30 protein-coding genes are annotated in these 25,125 nt (G+C 44.7%); 20 read left to right on the top strand and 10 right to left on the bottom strand.

Going from position 1 to position 25,125, the window contains the following annotated elements:
* Nucleotides 1-16: 16 nt before the first annotated feature.
* Nucleotides 17-850, top strand: coding sequence for an alpha/beta hydrolase (locus ACT6R0_RS04320; RefSeq protein ID WP_444651625.1), 834 nt, complete (start codon nucleotides 17-19; stop codon nucleotides 848-850).
* The gene (locus tag ACT6R0_RS04315) at nucleotides 840-1,298 is read left to right on the top strand and encodes a hypothetical protein (protein WP_444651624.1); all 459 of its coding nucleotides are present in this window, start codon (nucleotides 840-842) and stop codon (nucleotides 1,296-1,298) included. The genes ACT6R0_RS04320 and ACT6R0_RS04315 overlap by 11 nt, the downstream gene beginning before the upstream one ends.
* A gap of 81 nt (nucleotides 1,299-1,379) precedes the next feature.
* On the opposite strand, the gene sucC is transcribed toward ACT6R0_RS04315, so the two are convergent.
* A complete protein-coding gene (gene sucC, locus ACT6R0_RS04310; protein ID WP_444651622.1) occupies nucleotides 1,380-2,573 on the bottom strand; it encodes an ADP-forming succinate--CoA ligase subunit beta in 1,194 nt (397 codons plus the stop codon).
* A 421-nt stretch (nucleotides 2,574-2,994) separates the two neighbouring features.
* Between sucC and ACT6R0_RS04305 the strand changes: the two genes are divergently transcribed.
* The 5 genes from ACT6R0_RS04305 (at nucleotide 2,995) to ACT6R0_RS04285 (ending at nucleotide 6,166) form a co-directional block, all read left to right on the top strand.
* Complete coding sequence (locus ACT6R0_RS04305) at nucleotides 2,995-3,414, top strand: hypothetical protein (protein ID WP_444651620.1); 420 nt, start codon at nucleotides 2,995-2,997, stop codon at nucleotides 3,412-3,414.
* Nucleotides 3,415-3,667: 253 nt separating this feature from the next.
* Nucleotides 3,668-4,882 carry a diaminopimelate decarboxylase gene (gene lysA / locus ACT6R0_RS04300; RefSeq protein WP_444651618.1) on the top strand — a complete coding sequence of 405 codons (1,215 nt, stop codon included), beginning with the start codon at nucleotides 3,668-3,670 and terminating at the stop codon, nucleotides 4,880-4,882.
* Between the two features lie 150 nt (nucleotides 4,883-5,032).
* Complete coding sequence (locus tag ACT6R0_RS04295; protein ID WP_444651616.1) at nucleotides 5,033-5,266, top strand: thioredoxin family protein; 234 nt, start codon at nucleotides 5,033-5,035, stop codon at nucleotides 5,264-5,266.
* A 46-nt stretch (nucleotides 5,267-5,312) separates the two neighbouring features.
* Nucleotides 5,313-5,576: a DUF2024 family protein gene (locus ACT6R0_RS04290; protein ID WP_444651614.1), complete on the top strand. Its 264-nt coding sequence runs from the start codon at nucleotides 5,313-5,315 to the stop codon at nucleotides 5,574-5,576.
* Between the two features lie 5 nt (nucleotides 5,577-5,581).
* Nucleotides 5,582-6,166 (top strand): MarR family winged helix-turn-helix transcriptional regulator, encoded by a 585-nt coding sequence (locus tag ACT6R0_RS04285; protein WP_444651613.1) that lies wholly within the window; start codon nucleotides 5,582-5,584, stop codon nucleotides 6,164-6,166.
* A gap of 275 nt (nucleotides 6,167-6,441) precedes the next feature.
* Here the strand turns inward: ACT6R0_RS04285 and ACT6R0_RS04280 are convergent, their stop codons facing one another.
* Nucleotides 6,442-6,927 (bottom strand): hypothetical protein, encoded by a 486-nt coding sequence (locus tag ACT6R0_RS04280; protein WP_444651611.1) that lies wholly within the window; start codon nucleotides 6,925-6,927, stop codon nucleotides 6,442-6,444.
* Between the two features lie 76 nt (nucleotides 6,928-7,003).
* Between ACT6R0_RS04280 and ACT6R0_RS04275 the strand changes: the two genes are divergently transcribed.
* From ACT6R0_RS04275 to ACT6R0_RS04260, 4 genes are all read left to right on the top strand, one after another.
* The gene (locus tag ACT6R0_RS04275) at nucleotides 7,004-7,654 is read left to right on the top strand and encodes an HAD family hydrolase (RefSeq protein ID WP_444651609.1); all 651 of its coding nucleotides are present in this window, start codon (nucleotides 7,004-7,006) and stop codon (nucleotides 7,652-7,654) included.
* Nucleotides 7,655-7,738: 84 nt separating this feature from the next.
* Entirely contained in the window at nucleotides 7,739-8,317 is a 579-nt protein-coding gene (locus tag ACT6R0_RS04270) for a hypothetical protein (protein WP_444651607.1), read from the top strand.
* 43 nt (nucleotides 8,318-8,360) lie between these two features.
* Nucleotides 8,361-8,933, top strand: coding sequence for a hypothetical protein (locus tag ACT6R0_RS04265; RefSeq protein WP_444651605.1), 573 nt, complete (start codon nucleotides 8,361-8,363; stop codon nucleotides 8,931-8,933).
* 25 nt (nucleotides 8,934-8,958) lie between these two features.
* Nucleotides 8,959-9,507, top strand: a complete 549-nt coding sequence (locus ACT6R0_RS04260) for a hypothetical protein (protein ID WP_444651603.1) — start codon at nucleotides 8,959-8,961, stop codon at nucleotides 9,505-9,507.
* A 35-nt stretch (nucleotides 9,508-9,542) separates the two neighbouring features.
* Here ACT6R0_RS04260 and ACT6R0_RS04255 read toward each other — a convergent pair whose 3' ends face one another.
* Complete coding sequence (locus ACT6R0_RS04255; RefSeq protein WP_444651601.1) at nucleotides 9,543-10,010, bottom strand: hypothetical protein; 468 nt, start codon at nucleotides 10,008-10,010, stop codon at nucleotides 9,543-9,545.
* 283 nt (nucleotides 10,011-10,293) lie between these two features.
* On the opposite strand from ACT6R0_RS04255, the gene ACT6R0_RS04250 reads away from it, so the two are divergent.
* The 3 genes from ACT6R0_RS04250 to ACT6R0_RS04240 are packed head-to-tail and all read left to right on the top strand — an operon-like array spanning nucleotide 10,294 to nucleotide 12,819.
* Nucleotides 10,294-11,712: an alkaline phosphatase gene (locus ACT6R0_RS04250; protein WP_444651599.1), complete on the top strand. Its 1,419-nt coding sequence runs from the start codon at nucleotides 10,294-10,296 to the stop codon at nucleotides 11,710-11,712.
* Between the two features lies 1 nt (nucleotide 11,713).
* Nucleotides 11,714-12,190 carry a hypothetical protein gene (locus tag ACT6R0_RS04245; protein WP_444651597.1) on the top strand — a complete coding sequence of 159 codons (477 nt, stop codon included), beginning with the start codon at nucleotides 11,714-11,716 and terminating at the stop codon, nucleotides 12,188-12,190.
* The gene (locus ACT6R0_RS04240) at nucleotides 12,187-12,819 is read left to right on the top strand and encodes a YiiX family permuted papain-like enzyme (RefSeq protein WP_444651596.1); all 633 of its coding nucleotides are present in this window, start codon (nucleotides 12,187-12,189) and stop codon (nucleotides 12,817-12,819) included. Before ACT6R0_RS04245 ends, ACT6R0_RS04240 begins: the two co-directional genes overlap by 4 nt.
* Before the next feature lie 4 nt (nucleotides 12,820-12,823).
* Here ACT6R0_RS04240 and ACT6R0_RS04235 read toward each other — a convergent pair whose 3' ends face one another.
* Together ACT6R0_RS04235 and ACT6R0_RS04230 are read right to left on the bottom strand one after the other, a co-directional pair.
* On the bottom strand, nucleotides 12,824-13,768 hold the full coding sequence (locus ACT6R0_RS04235) for an NAD(P)H-dependent flavin oxidoreductase (protein ID WP_444651594.1): 945 nt from the start codon (nucleotides 13,766-13,768) through the stop codon (nucleotides 12,824-12,826).
* A 15-nt stretch (nucleotides 13,769-13,783) separates the two neighbouring features.
* Nucleotides 13,784-15,391, bottom strand: a complete 1,608-nt coding sequence (locus ACT6R0_RS04230; protein WP_444651592.1) for a S8 family serine peptidase — start codon at nucleotides 15,389-15,391, stop codon at nucleotides 13,784-13,786.
* Between the two features lie 246 nt (nucleotides 15,392-15,637).
* Between ACT6R0_RS04230 and ACT6R0_RS04225 the strand changes: the two genes are divergently transcribed.
* The 6 genes from ACT6R0_RS04225 to ACT6R0_RS04200 all read left to right on the top strand — a co-directional run bounded on the left by ACT6R0_RS04225 (nucleotide 15,638) and on the right by ACT6R0_RS04200 (nucleotide 21,371).
* Nucleotides 15,638-15,946 (top strand): hypothetical protein, encoded by a 309-nt coding sequence (locus ACT6R0_RS04225; RefSeq protein ID WP_444651590.1) that lies wholly within the window; start codon nucleotides 15,638-15,640, stop codon nucleotides 15,944-15,946.
* Between the two features lie 160 nt (nucleotides 15,947-16,106).
* Complete coding sequence (locus ACT6R0_RS04220; protein WP_444651588.1) at nucleotides 16,107-16,709, top strand: penicillin-binding protein activator LpoB; 603 nt, start codon at nucleotides 16,107-16,109, stop codon at nucleotides 16,707-16,709.
* Nucleotides 16,710-16,753: 44 nt separating this feature from the next.
* The gene (locus tag ACT6R0_RS04215) at nucleotides 16,754-19,093 is read left to right on the top strand and encodes a hypothetical protein (protein ID WP_444651586.1); all 2,340 of its coding nucleotides are present in this window, start codon (nucleotides 16,754-16,756) and stop codon (nucleotides 19,091-19,093) included.
* Nucleotides 19,094-19,103: 10 nt separating this feature from the next.
* A complete protein-coding gene (locus ACT6R0_RS04210) occupies nucleotides 19,104-19,487 on the top strand; it encodes a hypothetical protein (protein ID WP_444651584.1) in 384 nt (127 codons plus the stop codon).
* A 41-nt stretch (nucleotides 19,488-19,528) separates the two neighbouring features.
* Nucleotides 19,529-20,008: a hypothetical protein gene (locus tag ACT6R0_RS04205; RefSeq protein ID WP_444651582.1), complete on the top strand. Its 480-nt coding sequence runs from the start codon at nucleotides 19,529-19,531 to the stop codon at nucleotides 20,006-20,008.
* Nucleotides 20,009-20,081: 73 nt separating this feature from the next.
* Nucleotides 20,082-21,371 (top strand): GyrI-like domain-containing protein, encoded by a 1,290-nt coding sequence (locus tag ACT6R0_RS04200; RefSeq protein WP_444651580.1) that lies wholly within the window; start codon nucleotides 20,082-20,084, stop codon nucleotides 21,369-21,371.
* A gap of 57 nt (nucleotides 21,372-21,428) precedes the next feature.
* On the opposite strand, the gene ACT6R0_RS04195 is transcribed toward ACT6R0_RS04200, so the two are convergent.
* The 5 genes from ACT6R0_RS04195 to ACT6R0_RS04175 form a co-directional block, all read right to left on the bottom strand.
* Nucleotides 21,429-22,145, bottom strand: a complete 717-nt coding sequence (locus tag ACT6R0_RS04195; RefSeq protein WP_444651578.1) for a tRNA threonylcarbamoyladenosine dehydratase — start codon at nucleotides 22,143-22,145, stop codon at nucleotides 21,429-21,431.
* Nucleotides 22,138-22,782: a TatD family hydrolase gene (locus ACT6R0_RS04190; RefSeq protein WP_444651576.1), complete on the bottom strand. Its 645-nt coding sequence runs from the start codon at nucleotides 22,780-22,782 to the stop codon at nucleotides 22,138-22,140. The genes ACT6R0_RS04195 and ACT6R0_RS04190 overlap by 8 nt, the downstream gene beginning before the upstream one ends.
* Before the next feature lie 7 nt (nucleotides 22,783-22,789).
* Nucleotides 22,790-23,053, bottom strand: coding sequence for a hypothetical protein (locus tag ACT6R0_RS04185; protein ID WP_444651574.1), 264 nt, complete (start codon nucleotides 23,051-23,053; stop codon nucleotides 22,790-22,792).
* A 2-nt stretch (nucleotides 23,054-23,055) separates the two neighbouring features.
* On the bottom strand, nucleotides 23,056-24,243 hold the full coding sequence (gene mnmA / locus ACT6R0_RS04180; RefSeq protein WP_444651573.1) for a tRNA 2-thiouridine(34) synthase MnmA: 1,188 nt from the start codon (nucleotides 24,241-24,243) through the stop codon (nucleotides 23,056-23,058).
* A 116-nt stretch (nucleotides 24,244-24,359) separates the two neighbouring features.
* Nucleotides 24,360-25,088: a toxin-antitoxin system YwqK family antitoxin gene (locus ACT6R0_RS04175; RefSeq protein ID WP_444651571.1), complete on the bottom strand. Its 729-nt coding sequence runs from the start codon at nucleotides 25,086-25,088 to the stop codon at nucleotides 24,360-24,362.
* Nucleotides 25,089-25,125 lie beyond the last annotated feature (37 nt).

Below are 25,125 nucleotides of genomic sequence, written 5' to 3'. Positions count from 1 at the left end.
TTTTTAATTACTAGCCATGAAAAACACCCTTTTCCTGCTGCTGTTCGTTTTTACGGCAAGCATTGCCTCCGCACAAAAGACCGAATATAGCACTCAGTCCAACATCCGCTACTATCCGGAAGCTGCCTATAAAAACGATGCCTACGCCGCCGAGCGCTGCATACTCGATATCTACTACCCTAAGAACACAAAGAACTTCGCCACACTGATCTACTTTCACGGCGGGGGCATTACCGGCGGGAATAAGTGGATCCCGGAAGGACTGAAAGATAAGGGTTACGCCATCATCACCGTTGGCTACCGGCTTCATCCTAAGGTAAAAGCCCCGACCTACATTGAAGATGCCGCGGCGGCCATTGCCTGGGCATTCAACAATGTGGCCAAATATGGCGGCGACCCTTCGGCACTTTTCGTAACAGGGCATTCGGCAGGAGGCTACCTGGGAATGATGGCGGTGCTCGACAAAAAATACCTTGCCAAACACAGCATTGATACTAACAAGATCGCCGGCCTGATACCTTTCAGCGGGCAGTGCATTACACACTTTACCATCCGCCAGGAACAGGGCATCGGTGAAAAACAACCGACCATAGACGAATACGCGCCGTTATTCCACGTGCGTGCCGATGCGCCTCCCCTACTACTCATTACCGGCGACCGCGAGCTCGAGATGCTTGGCCGCTATGAGGAAAATGCCTACCTGGCACGTATGATGAAGATCTCAGGACATAAAGAAACGCGCCTCATAGAAATAGGCGGCTACGGCCACATGATGGAGGAGCCGGCTATCCCTATTCTTTTGAATGAGGTAAAGAGGATCATGGACCTGAAAAGGGCTAATGGCAAATAAAAGTATGACAGTAATAGACATTAGCCAAAATGACATCCATGTTTCCGGAGATGTCGAACTTACGGTAAAAAGGCTGCGTTCGTTCGATACCGGCATACGTTTGGATGCTTATATGGGATCAAAGCTGATCTTGCAAATTTCGGTCGCTACACTGTTACCGTCTTCAAAGATCCATATACTGCACCAGGACCTTAGCGATACCGTTGCCTTCACCTATGATGACAAGGTGTTTGAATGGGAAAATAACTCGCTAAAGATATCACATAACTGGCTTGACTTTATTTCCAAACGACTATGTACTGTTTACTTCAATAATAATAAATTACTGGAGGTCAACAGGAAAGGCCTGCTACTTACTTTGTATACCTCCAAAATGGATGATAAACTGGCTTTGTATGTAACATTGTTCCTTATTGCCCGATACTGCGAGCTGGATGGAAACGATTAAGCATTGACAAATTGATACAATAAAAAATCCCGAAGCATGGCTTCGGGACTCTTCAACATATATTTAGTAGTTTATGTTTTCTTAGCTTAGGGCAGCTTTTACCTGGTCTGCAGCTTCCTGGAACAGGGTTGCAGAAAGGATCGGCATACCTGAGTTGTCAATAAGCTCTTTTGCGATATCGGCATTGGTACCCTGAAGGCGAACGATGATCGGCACATTAATGCTGTCGCCCATGTTCTTGTAAGCATCTACTACACCCTGTGCAACACGGTCACAACGAACGATACCGCCAAAGATGTTGATAAGGATCGCTTTTACGTTCGGGTCACGAAGGATGATGCGGAAAGCCGTCTCTACCCTTTTGGCATCAGCCGTACCACCCACGTCAAGGAAGTTAGCCGGCTCAAAGCCTGCATATTTGATAAGGTCCATGGTTGCCATGGCAAGGCCTGCGCCGTTTACCATACATCCTACAGTACCGTCTAGGTCTACATAGTTAAGTCCAACTTCTTTAGCCTCTACTTCGATCGCAGCTTCCTCACGTACGTCGCGCATGTCAGCATATTTTTTCTGGCGGTAAAGGGCATTGTCATCAAGTACCACTTTAGCATCTACAGCCATTATTTTGTTGTCTGATGTCTTAAGCACAGGGTTGATCTCGAACATTGAAGCATCGCTGTCAATGTAAGCGTTGTAAAGAGAAGCCACGAATTGTGTCATTTCCTTGAACGCGTTGCCGCTAAGGCCAAGGTTGAACGCGATCCTCCTTGCCTGGAAGCCCTGAAGGCCAACAGCCGGGTCGATCTCTTCTGTAAAGATAAGGTGTGGCGTGTGCTCTGCAACTTCCTCAATGTCCATACCGCCTTCGGTAGAATACATGATCATATTGCGGCCACGTCCCCTGTTCAAAAGAACGGACATATAGAATTCTGAAGTTTCACTCTCACCAGGGTAATATACATCCTCGGCAATAAGCACCTTGTGAACCCTTTTGCCTGTTGGAGGCGTTTGAGGCGTGATAAGGTCCATGCCTATGATCTGCTCAGCGATCTCTTCAACCTGCTGAAGGTTCTTGGCCAGCTTAACGCCGCCACCTTTACCGCGGCCTCCTGCGTGTATCTGCGCCTTGATCACATGCCATCCTGTTCCGGTCTCGGCAGTAAGCTGTTTTGCTGCGGCTACAGCCTCGGCAGGATTATTGGCTACGATGCCGCGCTGAACGCGAACGCCATGGCTTGCCAGAATTTCTTTTCCCTGATATTCGTGTAAATTCATGATTAATGCGTTTATCTTTTTAAAAGTGCAACAAAAATAGGAAAATCCATTCAATCGCAGAAAGGTTTTTAAGTTTTTTATCCGATAGCTACATTAATGGTCGTTACCGTGTCATTATCCCGCTGCTCTCGGAAAGATCAGTATCAGGCAGCTTACCCGTTAGGGATTTGCATTGACAGCCTGTTATGATATTGCACGTGACATAAATTTTCCACCATTAACACGCAACCTTTTTCGTTTACGGCTGTCTTTAAGAAAAGTACTACTCACTAAAACAACACTTGCCATGAAAAACATTATTTGCCTTTTAGCCGCTGTATTTGCCATTATTTTTGTCCCTTTTGACAGATAAATTCTATACATTCCCTACAAGCAACGCAACCTCATCGCCATCTTTTCATCTAACAATAAAACCTCTAATATGAAAAGAATAACATTTTTACTATTGCTCCTCCCGGCACTTTGCCTGACATCCTGCAACGATGACGACACCACTCCGGATATGGAAAGTCCTGAACTGGCCGCTACCTGGAAACTTGTGAACGTCAGCGGGAGCATTGCAGGCGTGAGCTATGACTTTGAGCCCGGTACTATAAAATGGACCTTTAATATGGATGGCACCGTAAATGTCATAAACAACAATACCAATGAAAACGCCGAGGAATTTTTTGGGTCGGGTACCTATGATTTTCATTTTGAAGCCAATGAAGCCACTCCCGAGATGTGCACACATAGCCTTTTCGTAGAAAATTTAGAACTCGGCTGCCAAGACGTTACAGAAACGCAGCTTATCATTTCGCAGGTTTGGGCCGACGGCTACCAGCTTACTTTCGTTAAATAAGGTTGTTACTTGTTTGAGACCGGGTACCTCTCAAATCGCCATTCGTCACTGGTGATTTTGGATGGCCCGGTTTTTTTATTTTGGATCATTAGATCATTGGATCGTTAGAGTTTCAATAGTTTGTGATTTGTTATTTGGAATTTTAAAACAATTGTTTTATTTATAACAAAATGTTATATTTTGTTAATCTTCTGATGTTCATTTGCTTTGAGGACACTGCGTGCTTAATTTTGCAGGAAAATCAGTACTTACGATGGATACTAAACAACTGCTGCAACTCGCCGGTGAATTCGGCAACCCGCTATATGTATACGACGCGGAAAAGATCATTTCGCAATATCAATGGCTTCAAAAGGCATTCAGTAAAGTAGGAAGCCTTCGGGTTAATTATGCCGTTAAAGCATTATCCAACCTATCGGTGCTCAACCTTCTAAAACAGCAAGGCTCGTGCCTGGACACAGTTTCAATTGAAGAAGTACAGCTGGGCCTCCATGTGGGATATACACCCGACAGGATCATTTATACCCCGAATGGTGTTTCGATGGAAGAGATCGAGACCGTAGCGGCCCTCGGTGTACAGATCAACATTGACAACCTCTCCATACTGGAGCAGTTCGGGGCGAAGCACCCCACCACCCCGGTATGCATACGAATAAACCCGCACGTAATGGCGGGTGGCAACAGCAATATCTCTGTTGGGCATATCGACAGTAAGTTCGGGATATCCATCCACCAGATGCCCCACCTGTTACGCATTGTGGAGAATACCGGAATGCACATTAACGGCATCCACATGCATACGGGGAGCGACATCCTGGACATTGAGGTATTCCTGTATGCCGCCGAGATACTTTTTGAAACTGCAATTCATTTTAAAGAACTGGAGTTCCTCGACTTTGGCAGCGGGTTTAAAGTACCCTACAAGAAAGATGACATCCAGACCGATGTGGAAGAACTGGGCAAAAAACTAAGCAAGCGCTTTAATGCCTTTTGTGCCGAATATGGCCGCGAACTCACACTGGCTTTCGAACCTGGCAAGTTCCTGGTAAGCGAGGCCGGATTTTTCCTTGCGAAAGTCAATGTAGTAAAGCAGACGACCTCAACAGTATTTGCAGGTATCGACAGCGGTTTTAACCACCTCATACGCCCGATGTTCTATGGGTCGGAGCACTATATTGAGAATATTTCAAACCCCAAAGGCAAGGAGCGGTTCTATTCTGTTGTGGGCTACATCTGCGAGACGGACACCTTTGCCAGCAACCGCCGCATTGCGGAGATAAAGGAGGGCGACATACTGTGCTTCCGCAATGCCGGAGCCTACTGTTTCTCGATGAGCAGCAACTACAATTCCCGCGTAAGGCCTGCCGAGGTGCTTTGGCATGAAGGCAAAGGGCATCTGATACGCGAGCGCGAAACGTTCGAAGACATATTGCGCAACCAGATCGTACTGGACCTCACGATCGCTTAGATCATTAATAATTGTTACTTAGTTGAAAACCGTGTTTGAGAGAACGCGGTTTTTTATTTTAAAATTTAACAATACAAAATTTAAATATAGTTAGTAATCCTAACTATATTTGTTCCGGCAATAATGCCTATCATATAAAACAGTATAACAATGAGCAAACATGTATTTTATCACGCAGGGTGCCCGGTATGCGTAAGCGCAGAGCATGACATCGTAAAACTTATTGGGGAACAGGATGTGGAAATAGTTCATCTTGGTGACGAAAAAGAAAAGGTCGCCGAAGCTGAGAACGCTGGTGTCCGGTCGGTACCGGCACTTGTACTTTCCAATGGCAATGTTCTCCATATTAATTTCGGTGCTTCAATAGATGATCTTAAAAACTAAATAACAGATGCTCCCTTTACCGGGGAGCATCATAATTTTACTAATTATGAAAGTAGCTATTTGGGATACTTATGTACAGCGCAAGGGCGGAAAGATCATGCACTTTGACATTGTGGTGCCGGAAACGGTAAAAGAACAGGAAATAATATTTAAATTTGGAGCGCATTACCTTGCAGGTAAAGGTGAGGCAGGGCATATTTTAAAGTCAGACGAGTGCCGTTTCTGCCATGTAAGTGCAGCACCGCCTAACATAGTTGCCGATATTGAGGCAAAAGGATATTCGATCATAGAGATGGAAAATTGTAATTAAAATAAATGAAAGCATCCGATAATTCATCAATTGATAAACAGATATTATTTGCTCTTGAGAGAATTTCGGAAGCTTTCAAAGTTTTGTTGCTGGAACAGGGCAAAAAAACAGGATTAAGTCCCATTCAGATACAGATACTCCTATTTATTGCTTCCCAGCGGCCTGAACGGTGCCGTGTAAGCTATCTTGCCGAGGAATTCAGTCTTACAAAAGCGACCATTAGCGACTCGGTAAAAGTGCTTATCCAAAAAGGGTTGCTTGTAAAATATCCTGACCCGATAGACACACGCAGCTTCTCCCTATCCCTCAGTGATGCGGGAAAAGAGATTACCAACAGGGTATCATCATTTAATGGGGTTATCAAAAATTTGCTGGGGAATATTGCTACCGACGATAAAAACACATTCTACAGCATCTTAACCCAGCTCATACAGGGCCTTAACCAGAAAGGTGTTATCTCTATAAAACGTAATTGCGTTTCGTGCCGTTTCTATTCTTCCGAAGATGGCCAACATTATTGCAGCCTTATCAGATCGCAACTCAGGACCGATGAACTTCGTGCCGACTGCGGGGAACACGAGATCAGGTAGACAACTTGGTCGGGAATTTGATCTGACCGCATAATGGTTTAATTTCCCGTAACAATAGGGGCTTCATCGGCCTCTTTCAGCTACAAAGACCTTTCTGTTGTAAATCTTATACCCGGAGGTACCTATATTGTAAAAGTGCGGTCAGGCAATTCTGTAAAGAACATAAGGATCGCTAAGAAATAAAGAGAGACTTTAAAATGATGCGCCACGAATTGAACCGTACGGATGGCCGTGCATTTAATGAATTCGTGGCATTTTTTATTGTAGCGGAAAATTTATTTCACATCGTATATGCTTTTTGCCGCTTTTAACACCTCAACAGAAGGAGCTTTATCTTTCGGCCAATAATGCTTTGCAATGCCGTAACCTTCAAAGCTTTTTATTTCGCCTGTTTCCGCATATTTCAGTATTTTCAAATATTGGCCGGATCCTTTATTGCCAAGCCCAAAAAAATAAGAGCTGTCCTCACTATGCAGCATGAATCCGTGATCGCTGAAGTATACCAGGTCCGCATTGGTGATGTTCCGTATACCCGGGTCTTTATGAGATTGCATAGTGAGCAGTATTATGCTGTCCTTCATTTCAAAATAAACATTGGCTTCATTGGTTTTATTAACCCAAAATACAGGGTTTGTTTTCACGGCGGTCATTTCGAAGTTGGTACCCGGCGTAAACAGGCCGCCCTCATCTTCCTGCGCTGTTGTGGTAAAAGAAAACATAAATAAAGCCGCGATCACAGCAAAATGGCTAACTATCTTCATGGTAATTTTAAATCGGTGATTACCAAAGCTACAAAATTCTTACTAAATTAGCAACCATCTGATCATCCTAAAACCAATGAAAAAACTGAAAGCCGTAATTTTCGACCTTGATGGCACCATTGCCAATACCCTCCCGCTTTGCATATCCTCTTTCCGGCGATCGATCGAGCCGTTGGCCGGGCGCGCTGTTTCGGATGCCGAGATCATCGCTACATTTGGCCCGTCGGAAGAAGGTACCATTATGGCATTTGCCCCGAACCATTATGATAAGGGCGTGAGCGAGTACCTTCGTATTTATGAAGAGGACCACGCTATGTGCCCCGCCCCTTTTGACGGAATGCCCGAACTGATCGCATCGTTAAAGGATAAAGGCGTTCGTGTAGCTATGGTAACGGGAAAAGGCAGGGCAAGCGCGGTGATCACGCTGGATAAATTCGGTATTTCGCACCTTTTTGAACTACTTGAGGCTGGCAACCCCGAGGGTAACAGGAAAGCTGATGGCATAGAAGCGGTATTGGAAGCGTGGGGCGATGTGGGCAAAGATGAGGTGGTATATGTGGGCGACACTACCAGTGACATCCTTACATGCAGGCAGGTAGGTATTCCGATAGTTTCTGCGGCATGGGCCGAGACCGCCGAACCCGATGCACTTATACCCATGAAGCCGGACCATATTTTTTATACTGTCGCTGATTTTGCTGAGTGGCTGGAAGGGAATACTTTTTGATCATCTTTTGAAGCCTGCTACTTAACTGTATTATATTTCATCGCTATTACCGCTAACAATATAAAGATCCGATATATTTGACCCATGAAATATTTGGTCGTACTTTTGTCCGTTGCCCTGCTCACTGTATTTTCATACAGTCCAAGATCTGTTGTCCAAATTCCATCAACAGCCGCTACCGATACGGACACATTGGTCATGGGCGACATTAACCATGATAAGATTATCGATACGGCTTTTGTGACCGGCCCAAAATGGATCAATGATGATGAAGGCTGGGGCGATCCGAAAGTTACACCTTATGAGATAGATATTACCTTTTCGTGTGGGCTTCCCTCCATACACGATGGCAATGCCGTGATGGGCTATGTAGAGGATATTGGCGATATTGACGGCGATAAGGTTTCTGAAGTGATCGTTGTGCCCATATGGTGGATAGGATGTTGGGGTAGGATGAAATTCTATACATACAAGGAAGGGCAATGGCGGTATTTTGGCGAAGCGGAATGCCACATTTGTACCGATGAGGTCTATCTGGGCCGTATTACGAAGCTAAATAAAAATAAGATCAGTGTTATTGAAGATGCCTGGGACAGCGAGGCGGCCGACAGGGTGAAAAAAACGAAAACAATAAAGCTGAGCGACTGGAAAAATTTCAAATAATAAATCTCAAACCACTAATAAATCTCAAACCACAAACCTGGATATGAAAATCCTTATTTCTTTTCTTACCGTATGCTTCCTGTTTGTGTCAGGTGATATTTCCATGCTCGGCATAAAAATCGGCAGCCCGCAGCCCGCACTGAAAAATTTGAAACTTAAAGAAAAGGCAAGAGAAGGGGACATGGTAAAATACCTTACTAAAAATGGTAACGATCTTTCAGTTACTTCTGTAAATGGAAAAGTTGCATTCATGGAAAACGACTGGCTCCAGGATCCGGCAGGTAAGGAATCATTATTGCCGGGTTTTACTTTTGGCGAAACTTCATTAAAAGATATAAGGAAACGATTTGGCACCAACGGATTCAGATATAATGATATGTCGGGCGGCACTACCGATACTCATTTGGTACAGTTGAATTGTTTTGAGTTTGACTCTCCAAATAATGAAGTGTTGATCATTATTACGAAAGTTGCACTTGATGCAGATGTAAACGAAGATAATATAGCCTCGTTATTAAAACTTGATGCACTGATCATTGCAGATAAAGCTTATCTTGATGAAATGTGGGGTACTGAGAAAGGCTTTGACCAAGATTATAAAAAGATAAAACTATAAGCATCATACCTTTAGATAATTGCAATTGAAAAAACTTCCCACACTCATTCTGACCATTGCGCTGTCCATCACCATTGCCTCAATTTACGGCCTACTGCACGATCAGTTCACCTATACCATATCTCCTGAATATTATACAAAGTTCAAGTTCCTGATGTTTGGCCTGGCCAGCGACCCCGAAGAAACGATGCAACACCCGAGACTGGCAGTCGCACTTAACGGCATTATAGCAACATGGTGGGTAGGAGCTATCATCGGGATAGTATTTGGACTGGTAGCGCTGGGGCATACTACCACGCGGCAAATGCTGCGCACCTCTTTAAAAGCTATACTATTCGCCATTTGCACAGCAATTGTCAGCGGCTTTGCAGGTTTAGGATATGGCTGGCTTACCCGCAACAATGAAGAGATAGCGCTTTATTACAAATATGAATTTGGTACGATCACGGACACCACATCCTTTTACATGGTGGGGTGCATGCATAATTTTAGCTATCTTGGCGGTGCGATCGGTATGCTCGTTGGCATCATGTACATAGTAAAAAAGAAAAAGCAAGAGATCTCATTGACATAAAAAAGGGCCGAAGCCCTTTCTACTTTAAAAAACGATTAATTCTTCTCGAACACGATACGGTCGGTCCCACCATTGCCTCCGCTTATATCAACAAGTGTGATCTTTGTTCCTGTACGCGATTCAACATCCCAATCATCGGTAAGTTCATCGGCAAATAAAGCCGGCGACGTGAACCCGATGTTGAAATCGATATCATCGCTATTGTTATCATCATCGCTACTGTTGTCGTCATCAGTAACGCTCCACATCCCATTATAGGTATTGGTACCATCTGTAGCTGTGAGCACGCCATTTTCCGCAAAGGTAAAATCGTAGTCGGCAAAATGATGCGTTTCGTTCTCACCATCATCAGTATAGCTGGCAATGCTCCATGTGCCTGACTTCATGTTGTTGCGTATGGCCGTCGCATTGCCATTCACCGAGGTGGAACTACTGTCGTCATCTGAGCATGAAGCCATGCCGAGTGCGATAAATCCGGCAAGTAAAAAATTTAGTCTTTTCATAATTGTTGTTGTTAATTGTTGATCCTTGTTACTAAGTTATCACTATTTAAAAGAAGGAAAATAAGGTTTATGATTTCTTTAATCCCGGTCTCCTGGGGGCAAAGAAAGTAAAGGCCTGGCTTTCGTGCACGGTTAATTGAGTATTTGAGCCCTACCGCCTATTATTTTTCGGGGGGCATTTAGTATTACCTTCTCACTTTAGTTGTGAACAGATAAATAACATTGAAAAAATAATGTTTTCGGCATAGTTTTTTACCTTTGGGCAAAACAACATCTTTTACAAATGGACAGGAGAAGATTTTTCAGGAACGGATCGCTGTTTACGCTCGGGGCAACATTGGTGAGCCCGTTAGAAGGTACAGCAAGGATATTTGACGAAGGTACCTTAAATAAGAACAAGAAGGCTAAAAACATTATATTCCTTGTGAGTGATGGCATGAGCACAGGTACGCTCAACATGGCCGATCTGTACCTGAACCGCAAATACGGAAAAGCGTCCAACTGGATGCAGTTGTACAAAGACCAAAGGGTAAGCCGTGCACTGATGGATACGGCATCGGCAAGTTCTATCGTGACCGATTCCTCCGCGGCAAGTTCTTCGTGGGGCGGCGGCATACGGGTAAAGAACGGTGTGCTGAATATTGGCCCTAACGGTGAAAAATACCTTCCTATATGGCAAAAATTCAAGAAGGCTGGCAAAATGGCCGGATGTGTTACTACTGTCCCAATAACCCATGCTACCCCCGCAGGCTTTTGCGTGAACAACGACAGCCGCAATGCACAGGATGAAATCGCCGAAGATTACCTGAGGCTCGGCTTCGACATTATGATGGGCGGAGGTGACAAATACTTTAGCTCTTTAACACGTAAAGATAAAAAAGACGTATATGCCGATTATAAAGCCAAAGGCTGGCAGGTAGTGCGCAACCGGAAGGAAATGATGGCTGCTGCCATTGACAAGCCTATTTTGGGTGTATTTGGCGATGACGCGCTGCCTTACACAATTGACAGAACAAATGACAAGTCACTTACAGAAAACTCCCCTACCCTTGCCGAGATGGCACAAAAAGCCATAGACCGCATGAAAGGCCATAAGAACGGCTTCGTATTACAGGTTGAGGCAGGTAAGGTAGACTGGGGCGCACATGCCAACGATATTGCCGCAGTACTGTTTGACCAGGTAGCTTTTGATGAGGCTGTAAAAGTTGCGATCGATTTTGCTGAAAAAGATGGAAATACGCTCGTGATCATCACTACCGACCATGGCAATGCCAACCCTGGTGTGATCTACGGAAAAAATGCCAATGATAATTTTGACAGGGTACAAAAATTTACCCATACCAATGAGTGGATACTCAATACAATAACGCCGGAGTATAACGTTTCAAAAGTCAGGGACATTATAAATTCAGCGAACGGATCTGCATTGTCTGAAGAACAGGCTAAAACGATACTTGGTTATTACACCGGTTTTGAAAAGGGTGAGGATGGCCTGTATAACTATAAAAAGCTACCGTTTAAAACTTTTAGCGAAATGCAGAAGGACTATACATCAGTAGGCTGGATAAGCATGGACCACTCAGCCGACTATGTGGAGCTGGCCATGTTCGGGCCGGGGAGCGAACTGCTGAAGCCATTTGTAAAAAACACCGACCTGCACTACCTCATGCTGCAGGCCGCTGAGGTAGAAAATAAGTTTTAGTATGAGTAAATGGCTTAAAGAAGCATTGTGGCTGTTTGGTTTCCTGGTTCTGCCTGCCTGGTATGTATTGGGTGGAGGTATATCGCAGACATTTGACATCAATGTGCACGACACCTATTTTGTTATAGAGGCACCGGTATTGGCTGTAATTTTTATCCTGCCCCTGCTGTTCATCGTTTATTTTATCAGGGTGATTGTTGGGCGATTTAATAATGCAATTGCCACCAGCATTTTCATGATAGCCACAATATTTTTAGTCGTGTATTTTTCCTATATAATTGAGTATATTGGAATTTTCAATTCACAAGCCGGATGGAACATAAATCCGTCAACAGGTACTTTGTCCGATGAAACCCGCCCTATGAAAGAAAATTCAGGAAATACTTCCTTTTATTTAATAATAACACAATTCATACTGATGCTGCTTTTAGCATTTACCGCATTCAAAACCGGGCAAAAATTTAGAAAAGTGATATGAAAAAGGTTGTACTACTATTACTGCCATTTTTATTATGCTGCTGCAAACCTTCTGCCGAAGATGTCCCTAAAAATAACCCTTCGGAAATTTTACAGGAAGGTGATATCATATTCCAGGAATCTACATCGGTGCAAAGCAAAGCAATACAGCTGGCTACACATTCGCGGTATTCGCATTGTGGAATCATTTTTAAAACAGCTGATGAGACATACGTTTTTGAAGCGGTACAGCCTGTGCGGTCCACTCCATTGAAAGAATGGATAAAACGTGGCAAAGACAGCCATTATGTGGTGAAACGCTTAAAAGATGCCGACGGGATACTAACCAAAAGGAATCTTCATAAACTAAAAGTTTACGCAGGAGTATATAATGGGCGGGACTATGACATTTATTTTGGATGGGGCAACAAACAGATGTATTGCTCTGAGCTGGTTTGGAAAACGTACAGTAAAAGCATAGGTGTAGAGATAGGAAAACTGCAAACACTTAAAGACTTCGACCTTGCAAGCCCGGCCGTAAAGCAAAAACTTACAGAGCGTTATGGCAACAAGGTTCCTTATGACGAAAAAGTCATATCACCCGTGGCCATATTTGACAGTGAATTGCTGGAAACCGTAATTTCAAATTAAATTATCAAAAAGACAAAGATGCTGTTTCCTGCTTTGCTGTCTCAAAGTCGGCGAGCATTTCCCTGAGTATCTCGCCTGCAGGCTTTATTTGGTGTATAAGCCCTGCTATCTGCCCTATTTCCAGCTCCCCTTCCTCAAGGTCGCCTTCGAACATCCCTTTTTTGGCACGGGCACGTCCCAATAACGTTTTCAGGTCATCTACCGAGGGAGCTGTGGCATAAAGCGCCATCACATCATGGAAGAACTTATTCTTTATAAGGCGTACCGGGGCCAGCTCTTTGAGCGTAACATGGGTATCGCCGTCCTGTGCATCTATGATCGCCTGCTTGAACTTATCGTGCGATGACGACTCTACAGATGCGGCAAAGCGGCTCCCTACCTGTACACCGTCGGCGCCAAGTATCATTGCGGCCAGCATGCCACGGCCCGTTGCGATCCCACCCGCAGCGATCAGCGGAATAGAAAGCTGCTCTTTCACCATTGGGATGAGCGCAAAAGTAGTGGTCTCTTCCCTCCCGTTGTGCCCTCCTGCTTCAAAGCCTTCGGCCACTACGGCATCAACACCGGCTTCCTGCGACTTGAGCGCAAACTTAACACTGCTCACCACGTGTACCACCGTGATGCCTCTCTCCTTCAAAAAGCCTGTCCAGGTTTTAGGGTTGCCCGCAGAGGTGAAAACGATCTTTACGCCCTCGGCAACGATAATATCCATGATCTCCTCAATATTCGGGTACAGCATAGGTACATTTACGGCAAAGGGCTTATCGGTGGCTTTTTTGCATTTTTGAATGTGTTCCCGCAGCACTTCTGGGTACATTGACCCTGCTCCTATTATGCCGAGCCCGCCGGCATTGCTCACGGCACTTGCAAGCTTCCATCCGCTGGCCCATATCATTCCTGCCTGTATTATTGGGTATTGTATAGTAAATAGCTGTGTGATCCTGTTCATTATTGGTTAGATAAATTATTGCTTAATGATCTTGCCGTACTGTACGCCGTTGCTGCTGCTTATAGTATAATTATAAATGCCCGTCGCAAGATGGCCTATTGAAAATGAAGGCTGTGTAGCCAATGTTATTTGACTCAATACACACTGTCCAACGATATTATACACCGAAATATTAACTTCATTTATTTGTTTAGGAAAACTGATGTTAACCAAAGAATATGAAGGATTTGGATATAACATAAATGAATGTGTGCTTTTTTCCTCAAGCTCTAATCCCATATTGAGGGCCAGTGCAAAGTCGGGTATGCCGTAGCCATATTGCCCATTGGGATTGTTATACCTATCGGCAGACTGTCTTACCAATTGCAGGATCTCCTGGTTGGTGAGTTCCGGCAATGCCTGCCACAGGCAGGCTACGAGCCCGGCAGTTATAGGACTTGAGAAGGATGTGCCATTCGCGGCGGTGATCTCACCCTGCGTATTCGATAAAACCGAAGCAAGTCCCTGCGCCATGACATCAGGCTTGACCCTCCCATCGAACGACGGCCCTATGGAGCTAAAAGAGGCATACTGTTCAGCCGCATCCACAGCGCCAACGGTAAGTGTATTGAAGGCATCTGCCGGTACTGTAATATTAGGATTGGCTGTATTTGCTGAATTACCCGCAGACGTTACACACAATATCCCTCTTGTAAAGGCTGCATTGGCACCACGGGTCATAAAAGCCGTTTGGCCATCTATATCTTCGTAAGTATAGCTGTAATTCGGATCATCATACAGAAAATAACCAAGTGAAGTATTGATCACATCTACCCCCAGGCTGTCAGCCATTTCGGCAGCTTCTACCCAGTAAGATTCTTCAACGGGATTCTCCTGTGCGGTATCTTCGGTCACAAAAAGGTAATAAAAGGCATCGGGGGCCGTACCTATCAACTGGCCTTCTGTATATCCTGCCATGGTAGACAGTACCAGTGTACCATGTGTACCGCCTGTATAAAAATTATCAGACCCGGCTACAAAATTATAACCGCCCCGGATAAGATTATTGTCAAAAAGCCGCTCGAAAGGCTGTGCGGTATCTACTCCGGGAAAGCCATTATCCAGAACGGCGATCGTCATGCCTGTGCCCGTAAGGTCTTGCTGATGCAACACGTGGCCGTTGAGCATTTGTATCTGGTTTGCCGAATTGCCATAGCTGAACTCAGCTGCGGTCTCCATTACTTTATTCACTGCAGAAGGCTGATGTATGGCACTTGGCCTTCCTGAAGTATTGAGTAGCTTGTTGGCAAAATGTACATGGTCTACAAAAGGCAGTCCCTCAAGGTTATGGATATTATCTTCCGTGCCACGTACATGCACACAATTGAGCCATTTGGACTTCGCCATTACAGTTATCCCATCAAAACCAGCTATCTGGTCGATATACTGTTGATGAACAGGAACATCGATGATATCCAGTTCAATACTGTGGGCCTCCCTCCTGTCGAGTGCTTTTTGAGACAGCATTTCCAGGGGATTGGCAAAATAAAATCCAGCATTGGGCTTATCGGTAAAATAAACCCAGGCGTCCTCCTGCTGGGCAAAGGCACCCGCGCAGATAAAAAATAACAGAATGTGCAGCATTTTTTTCACATGTGAAAAGTATGATATTTTGTAATAACAAGCAAGACCCTTCATGCATTCCTTCCACAACATGGACCTTAAATATTTTTTCGTTGCAACGAACAGTCGCTGTATCCCCATTTTTAGGGATAAAGATTTGATTAACAAAAGTTTTATAGAAAAATACCTACTAATAGGTATTTACACGCTTTTATATATGATCCAAATTTGCAGTAACAATTAATTATAAACCTTAAGATCACCACCATGAAAAAATTGAAACAACTATCGTTAGCCTTAGTGCTTTTTGGAGTAACCGCTTTTGCAGTATCATGCGAAGAAGAAGAATCATCATCTGTTAGCAGCGACTGCGGCGATGACCTTATTGCCCTTGCCGACATCCTTGTGACCAGAAGCAACACATTCTCTACCAACCCAACATCCGGCAACTGCAGCTCGTTGAGGACAGCAGCCCTTAACTTGCTTAGTGCGGCAGAAGATTGTGATGAGTACGGTTACCTGTATGAAGACCAGGCACAATACTGGATCGACCTTGACTGTTCGCAATTTGATTAACTATCTGTAAGCAAGATCTCGATCCGTGTAAGTTAGGGTAAAAAGAAAAAAATTTAATCAAATGTTTATTTTTTCATTTTTTTGGTACAACCTTTGCTTAAAGGAAAAATTAACATAAAAATTATTAGTATTTTTACCCTAATTAATCAATTAAGACATTATGAAAACAACTCCATTTAAATTTATCGCCGCACTTGCCTTAGGATTCACACTTATTAACTGCGGAACTCCAAATGTTCAACGCGTAAGCGAGAATACAGTGACCGACCTAAGCGGAAGGTGGAACGAGACCGACTCAAGACTAACGGCTGAAGAGATCACTGCTGAAATGATGGACCACTCCTGGTACAGCACATTCGCATCTGAGAATGGCAGCAAAAAACCGGTTATCATCGTGGGCATCATTACGAACAAGTCGCACGAGCATATCGCTTCGGAGACTTTTTCTAAAGACATCGAGAAAGCGATCATCAACTCAGGAAGGATGAAACTGGTTCAGGGCGCCGACAAGCGTGAGGAAATAAGGGCTGAAAGGGCCGACCAGCAAAACTTCTCATCACAGTCTACAATGAAGAAATTCGGACTTGAGAACGGCGCCGACTTTATGCTTCAGGGTACTATCAACTCTATCGTTGACCAGGCCGGAAAAGAAAAAACGATCTACTACCAGGTAGACCTTGAGCTAACCAACATCCAGACAAATGACAAAGTATGGATAGGTGACAAAAAGATCAAGAAGTACCTTGGCAACAAGAAAATGTAATACTACCACCAAGACGATACCAAACCAACAAATCATCTATACTAATGAAAGCACCCAAAAACATTATTGCTACTTCCGTTAAGGCAGTACCGGTATTGTTATTGATCGCCCTACAATCCTGCGGGACGTACAACTCAAAGACCTCGGAAATTGAGAACGACCTGCTGAACGGTAACTTTGACAATGCCATTGTAAATATAGACAAGAACAAATTCCTCAAAAAGGACAGGAACAAACTCCTGTACCTGCTTGAGAAAGGCAAGCTCGAGCACCTTAAGGGCAATTATGAGGCCAGCAATAACCTTTTGGAGCAGGCTTACATCATGATAGACGACAAGATCAAGACCAATGTAGGGCAGGCCATCGCGGGTAAGTTTACCAACCCGATGGCCGAGCCTTATAAAGGTGAGGATTTTGAGAAAGTTACCATACACTACTACAAAGCGCTGAACTATTTCCAGCTGGGTATGCCTGATGAAGCACTGGTCGAGGCCAAGCGCATCAATATCAAGCTGCTTGAGTTTAATGAGAAATACAGCGAGAACAAGAACAAGTATACCGAGGATGCCTTTTCGCAGATATTACAGGGTATCTTGTACGAAAGTACCGGAGACATCAACAATGCTTTTATTGCTTATCGCAATGCGGAGGGGATTTTCAGTAAGGATGGCGGCCGCTTTTTTGGCGTGGCCATGCCCGAACAGCTGAAGCAGGACCTGCTTCGCACCAGCAAGCAATTGGGCTTTATCCAGGAACATAACGATTACCGTAAAAAGTTCGGCATAGACCCGGATCCAGTTGCATCGAAAAAAGAAGCCCCAAAAAAAGGCAAGGGAAAAAGCAAGAAAGAAGAAGAAAAACCGGCACCCGAACCTGTTGCGCCAATGCCAACGGGTGAAGCTGTAGTGTTTTGGGAAAACGGCCTCTCCCCAGCCAAAGACCAGATCGTGATCACGGCATCTGGCGGTAGCGGCATTTTTTACGGCAGCTACATGGATGGTGACCAGATGGAGGAGATACTTATACCGATCCCCGTGGGAACAGACATAGGCAGTATCAATGCTATTGCGATCCCTAAGTACAGGAAGAGGGAAAACTATTACACTAAGGCAGCTATCGTTGTAAACGACAAAGAACAGCAATTTGAGCTTGGGCAGGATTTTTATCCGATAGCCAAACAATGCCTGAAAGACAGGATGCTCAGGGAGACCATTAACCTTGTATTGCGTTTTGCTACTAAAAAAGCAGGAAGCGCGTTCCTTGGTGCGTTGGCAGAACAGGCACTTGGCAGCACGGCAGGAGATATTACCAAGCTTGGCGCCGATGCGGCAGGCGCGGCTACCGAAAAGGCCGATACCCGCAACTGGCAGTCATTGCCTGCTACAATAAGTTATGCCCGCGTTCCGTTAAAAGAAGGTGACAATAAGTTCATCCTCCGGAAATACGGACCACAAGGGATAGATACCGATACACTTACTATACCGTACAGGAGGGGCTTGCAGATCGTGAATTATTTCGACCTTGGCCGTACACAGATCGTACCTGTTAATAACGCCCAGGCGCTGAGCGGCATGGTAAACACACTTAGTGGCGGAAACCTGCAAAACCAATCATCATCTGCAGGCAATAGCAGCAACGGTGCGTCTGCTACACTATTGATAGGAGGCACTGCGCCGGCGAAAACCAACGTAAGCCAGGCGGCAGCCACAACAAGCTGTAAACCAGCCCCGGCAGGCGTAACGGTACAGACAGTTGTTGAAAAGTACATAGCCGCCATGGGTGGTGCAGAAAAAGTGCAGGGTATAAAAACACAGTACATGCGCGCTACTTCTAAGGCTACGTTCAACGGGCAGACATCGACCAGCGAGATATTGGTTAAGAACAGCGGCAGCAACAGCTACAGCAATGTATCGATGGATGGCAAGAGTATAATGACCACGCTTATCAATAATGAAGGCGCATTTACAATAAACGAAAAGGGCAAGCGCAAGAAAATGGATAAGGCTACTGCCGAAGCTTACAGGAGCAGCAACAGGAGTATTTACGACTCGTGTATGTTCCCCGTAGATAAAGGCGCAAAACTTGATGGCATTACTACTTTTGACAATGAAGATGTTTATAGTATAAGTTTTGTCATACCGGAATCGAATGCGACGATGACTTACTACTACAGTGTAAAAAACGGATTGATCCTGGGCTCATCAATGACGGTCAATGCGGCCGGAATGACTATCAGATCTGCCAATCATTTTTCTGACTACAGAGATGTGAATGGAGTACTGTTCCCTTTTAAAATGACAACCGTGTCTGACAATATGGCTTCGGAAATGGTTTACAATGAAGTAAAATTCAATGAAGGTGTTTCGGATGTAGAATTCCAATAAAAAGATCATTATGAAAAAGATCATCGCATTATTATTTATCCTTGCAAGCCTCACAATGAATGCCCAGCAAAACAAAGGCGTGTGGGACAACTGGCAAAAAACGAGCTGCTACGGCAAAATTTCCTTCAGGCTAATGTATGTTGGGAAGAATGGCGAGCAGTTCAAATGGAAAGTTCAGTTCAGGAACGATTACCCTGAATTGATCTCCTTTAATTACCATGTTACCGATAAGCTTGGGGATTACAACCTTACTACCCACAGAAAAGCCCTTGAGGCAGGACGCGTAAGCCCCGAGATCGAGCTATTTACCGAAGAGGAAGACATATACCTGCTGGTAGATAAGGTGAGCCTATCGCCCTACCCACAGGATCTCATCGATTGCGACAACAAATGATAACAAAGGCCTACGGGCCTTTTTTTACCTTTAAAGGATATATGAAAAAAATAGTACTGCTATTGGTTTGCATTGCGTCGGTATGCTCGCAGGCCCAGGAAAACAAAAATTACAAGACATTGGTAAAAGACCTGAACAAGATGCTGAGATCGGCAGATGAATTCAGCTGGATGTATGATCCTGAATTTAAGATCGTGCAGCCGTACCAGGTGGATAAGAATGGTATCCTGTCAGTCATCATTAAAGGCAAGGCGGATGACAGTGACGTGACCCACAAATATGAAGCACCGCTGGATGATATCAGAGACTTTGTAATGGATGTTTATTATGTAATTTCTTTTAAGTCAAGATCAGTAGTCATATCTGAACTTCAGGATGGCAAGTGGGTGGAAGTTGATCGCAGGGATTACTTTCATCTGGGAAAGCCAAAAGAGAAAGATGCACACCACTGGTCATCTACATTAAGGAATGACTTCAATGATCTTTATGAACTGAAAAATGAATATGAATGGATGGATTAGTCCGCGAAAACTAATTTGGTTTGTTAAAAGAAATATTCCTATTTTTACGACAAACTAAAAATTTTCAATTTTTATGAAAATTGTAAAATACGTACTTCTCCTACTGTTGCTTTCGGCGATCGCGGTCACCGTTTTTATTGCCACCCAGGACGGGAAATATGATATTACAAAAGAAAGCGTGATAAAAGTACCTAAAACGGTGCTCTATAACTATATTGGCGAATACCGCAACTGGGAAAATGTAGGGATCATTAGCGACAGCACCGCCACCTATACCTACTCTGATATTTCTTATGGAAATGGCGCTACGATGGGCTGGAAAAATACAGATACCGAAGGCGGCATCAAGACGACTAAACTGGTTGACAGCGATTCCATCATCCAGAAAGCCACTATCGACGGGCTGGACTCCCAAATAAAATGGAGTTTTAATGATACTGTTGGCGGTACAAAGATCAAAGTGCGCATGGTGGGCGAACTGAGCTTTAAAGAAAAAGCTTATGCCGTCCTGCAGGGCCATTCGGGCGAGAAAATGGAAGCCGTGCTTACGCAGGGGTTGAAAAACCTGAATACCTTCCTTGTGGACGAACTTTCCAATTACAATGTGGAGGTAAAGGACCAGGTAACCAAGACGGGTGTATTCTACATTGGCCAGTCGATCAGATCAAAAACATCTGACATACAGAAAAGAACGGGAGAGATATTCCCTAAGTTAATGGCCTTTATTAAAGAGAATAAAATAGTGCCGAACGGTGCGCCATTCCTGTTGTACAAGAATTTTAGCACCCAAAAGGATAGCGCTTCGTACATGGTTTGCATTCCGATAAAAGATGAAATGTACACCGCTCCAGGCAGCGAGTTCGAAGGCAATAAGCTGGAAGCCTTCCAAGCATTGAAAACCACACTAAAGGGCGATCACTCGCACCTGCCGAAAGCCTGGGCCGCGGCAAGGAAACATATAGCAGCCAATGGCTTACAGGAAAACACATCCGGTCAGTACGTGGAGCTGTTCACTAAAGGTATGGTACAAACCAAAAGGCCATCGGAGTGGGTAACGGACATTTATATACCACTTGGCGCACCGGCCACTTCGCCGGAGACCGATGTTATCCTGATGCCGGGCGACATTACCGTACCGGCAAGGACACCTGATGTTACCGCCCCTGCCACAAATAAGCCGGCACGAACTGAAGGCAAACCTGCGGGGACTACAAAACTCCCTGCATATAACGGCGCTACTCCGTCAACAGGGACAAGGACACGCCCTGCTACTACCAAACCGGCTGGTTCGACATCGGGTACAGCAACGAAGACAACTACTAAACCTGCAGTAACAACTGCGCAAAAGCCTGCCAATCCATAAAAATAAAACCCCAAAGGCGTAACACTTTTGGGGTTTATATTATATACTTACAAAGAATTACTTTCTGATCAGGTACTTTACAACGGTTTCTGCGGAATGCAGCCCGAATACCGCGGGTATCCAACTGTTTGTCCCGAAGAACGATTTCTTGAAATTAGTGCCATCAGTCATTTTAAGGCTGTCCTGATCGGGTGCTTCGGTTGAGAAAACTACCTTTACCCCTTTGCTTACCCCTTCTTTTCGAAGACGCTTGCGAACTGTTTTGGCCAGCGGACATACATCAGTCTTGCTGATGTCAGTCACCCTGACTTTTCCGGCCTCATACTTTCCGCCTGCTCCCATGTTACTGATGATCTTTACCTTTTTCCTTCGTGCGGAAATGATAAGGTTCAGCTTGGGGGTAATGCTGTCGATGCAGTCAAGCACGTAATCATATTCTTCCGTAACCAACTCATAAGCGCGGTCGGGTGAAAGGAATTCTTTTATACGGATCAATTCCAGCTTCGGGTTGATATCCATGAGCCTGTCACCAACGATGTCAACTTTTGGCTGCCCTATTGTGGAATGCAATGCAGGCAGCTGGCGGTTTATGTTGGTAATATCAACCACGTCCCCGTCCACTATCGTCATCTTCCCCACTCCGGCACGCGCGATGAATTCGGCGGCGAACGAGCCAACACCACCCATACCCACAACCATCACGTGTGAATTCTTCAATTTCTCCAGGCCTTCCTTCTTAAATAAAAGTTCGGCGCGCTCTGTCCATTCAGCCATTATTAAAAACGGTTTTAAAATTAGTGCTTACAATATTTTTCAATTCCTCGATATCCATATTTCTTGCCCAAGCGGCTTTTGCGAACACTTCGGCGATCCCCTCCTCTATCGTGTCGGTTTCCAGAAAAAACCTGTCCGGCGGCATCTGTGCCAAAACATCGGAAAGTTCCGGGTTACGCAGCAGGTATTTGCCAAAGGAAAGGTAAAAGCCGTTATCCAGCAATTGCTTTGCCACCTGCCAGTTCTTTGAAAAGCCATGCACCACCATCGGCACACCCGGACTTATCCTCTCCTTTATTTCAACCAGTTCCTGGAAAGCGGCAACAAGATGCAAAATTACGGGTTTTTGGTGTTTTTTCGCTAACAGGAGTTGTTTTTCGAAAACCTTGATTTGAATTTGCAGCGGAATTTCAATGCGCTTGTCCAGTCCGCATTCGCCCAACGCAAGGCAATTTGGCAATTGCAGGCGATCTTCAATTATTGCCAATTGTTCCTCTAACTTTTCTGTATCGATGTACCACGGATGGATACCTGTCGAAAAAAACGGCACATCAATGGTTTCGTAAGGATAGCGGTTAACGATCTCGAAAATATTTGGATCATATGACGAACTATGCGTGTGGAGGTTATACAGCATATAAGTATTACGATGGCATGATCTTGTGCAAAAGCATACAATATCCGTCAGGGTCGCAATGTTCCTGCATCTTACTTAGGGCGGATTTTGAATAATCAGTCGAGGCCATTTTACCATTCATCAAAAGTATATCCTGATAGAAACCATTTAGGAAATACCAGTCATCATTATTTTCAAACAATTGCTTTTGATGCTGATTACCTATCAATGCAAGCCCATCGTAAAGGCCTCCAAAAGTCTCGTAAATCTGTATTTTTTCAACTGTTATCATAACTAAGATATCACACCGCTACCAACAAGTTCCTCGCCCATATACCACGCGGCGAATTGCCCTTCGGTAATGGCCGATTGCGGCTGCTCAAACGAAATGTACATCCCATTATCAAACTGGTGCAAAGTAGCTTTTTGCAATGGCTGGCGGTAGCGTATGCGCACCATTACCTCCATGGTCTCACCATCTTTCAGTTGCAGGTCTTCACGTACCCAATGTACTTCATTTTCCTGTATGAACAGCGCCCTGCGGAAAAGCCCCGGGTGGTTGTGCCCCTGACCCGTGTATATGGCATTGGTAGCCACATCGGTCGCAATGATGAACAGTGCCTCTTTCGTACCTCCAACATTCAGGCCTTTGCGCTGCCCTATGGTGTAATAATGCGCGCCTTGGTGCCTGCCTACCATCTTGCCCATCTCCGGCTTGTAGTCGATGTTTTTCGCTTCATAGGCCAACTGCTCTTTTACCGAAGCGAATTGCGGGTATTGTGCTCTGTAGGCATCAATGTCGGCATTCACTTCGTAAATAAGCCCTTCCTTCGGCTGCAATTGTTGCTGCAAAAACTCCGGAAGGCGTACTTTACCTATAAAACAAAGGCCTTGTGAGTCTTTCTTTTCAGCCGTGACCAGGTCCATTTTGGCGGCCATCTCGCGCACCTGCGGCTTGGTCAGTTCTCCGATAGGGAAAAGCGCCTTGCTCAACTGCTCCTGTGAAAGCTGGCACAAAAAGTACGATTGGTCTTTATTGCCATCAACACCGGAAAGCAATTGATATAATTCTTTCCCGTTTTTTTCAACAGTCCCTTTACGACAATAATGGCCGGTAGCGACATAGTCGGCACCAAGGCTCAGGGCTATCTTCATGAAAACATCGAATTTGATCTCGCGGTTGCACAGTACGTCCGGGTTGGGTGTCCTTCCTTTTTCGTATTCGTTGAACATATAGTCCACGATACGCTCTTTGTATTGTTCGCTAAGGTCGACCGTCTGGAAGGGTATACCCAGCTTTTCGGCCACCAGCAATGCATCGTTGCTGTCTTCCAGCCACGGGCATTCATTGGCAATGGTTACAGAGTCGTCGTGCCAGTTCTTCATGAAAAGGCCAATAACCTCATAACCCTGCTCCTGCAGCAGGTATGCCGCCACACTCGAATCTACACCACCCGAAAGCCCAACTACTACACGTTTCATTTTAATCCTTTCTTCTAAATTTGGTGCAAAATTACATAAAAAAACAATGAGCCGCGAATTATATGAATTTCGTCCCAATTCATACAGCTCGCGGCCCAGGCATATTTGGTCTACAGTTACGGTGCGGTCGGCCTTATCCCTTTCGTCTTTACTTTTGGCGCAATATTCGCGCCTTTTTTGCTCATATTCTGCTCCTTCACCACTTTATCATTTTCATAAAATTTCCATATGCCTGTTTTCTTACCATTGGTATACTGGCCCGTTGCTACAAGCTTTCCCTCACCATTGCGATACGTTGCCGGCCCATGCATTTGGTCATTTTTATAATTGGAGTCCTCAAGCACAATGCCCTTTTCCGTATATTTTTTATAGATCCCGTCCTTAAGGCCATTCACAAAAGTGGTCTCTTCATTAATATTCCCATTCGGGAAGAAAACTTTACGGATGCCTGTGAGCTTGCCTTTAATAAAGCGCTCGCTGGACATGATCGCTTTCCCTCCGGGATGGTAGTATTTCCACTCACCCTCATTAAGCTTGTTCACTTCGCGGCCCTCGCTCAGCTTACTGCCTTTTTCATCAAAAAAAGTAGTGTAGCACGAACCATCGGCAGCAAAAGTGCGGGTCGCCTTGAGCGTCGATGCCTTATTATCCTCAAAAAATTTAAATGTCCCTGTTTCTTTACCGTGCTCAAAAGTACCCTCATAACGCGGCCTCTGGCTTTCGTCATGAATACCTTTCCAAACTCCGTGACGCTTGCCGTTGGCATCCATTTTATTAGTTTCCTGCGCAAAGGCGGTAACTGAGACCATCAATACTACGATAAAAGATAAAAACCTGTTTTTCATAAAATGGCAGATAGTTTTAAGTATAACTTTTAAAGTC

Source organism: Flavobacterium sp., assembly GCF_052437795.1.
Taxonomy (GTDB): Bacteria; Bacteroidota; Bacteroidia; order Flavobacteriales; family Flavobacteriaceae; genus Flavobacterium.
The sequence above is the reverse complement of the archived record's forward strand: the minus strand, read 5'-3'. Positions and strand labels throughout refer to the sequence as shown.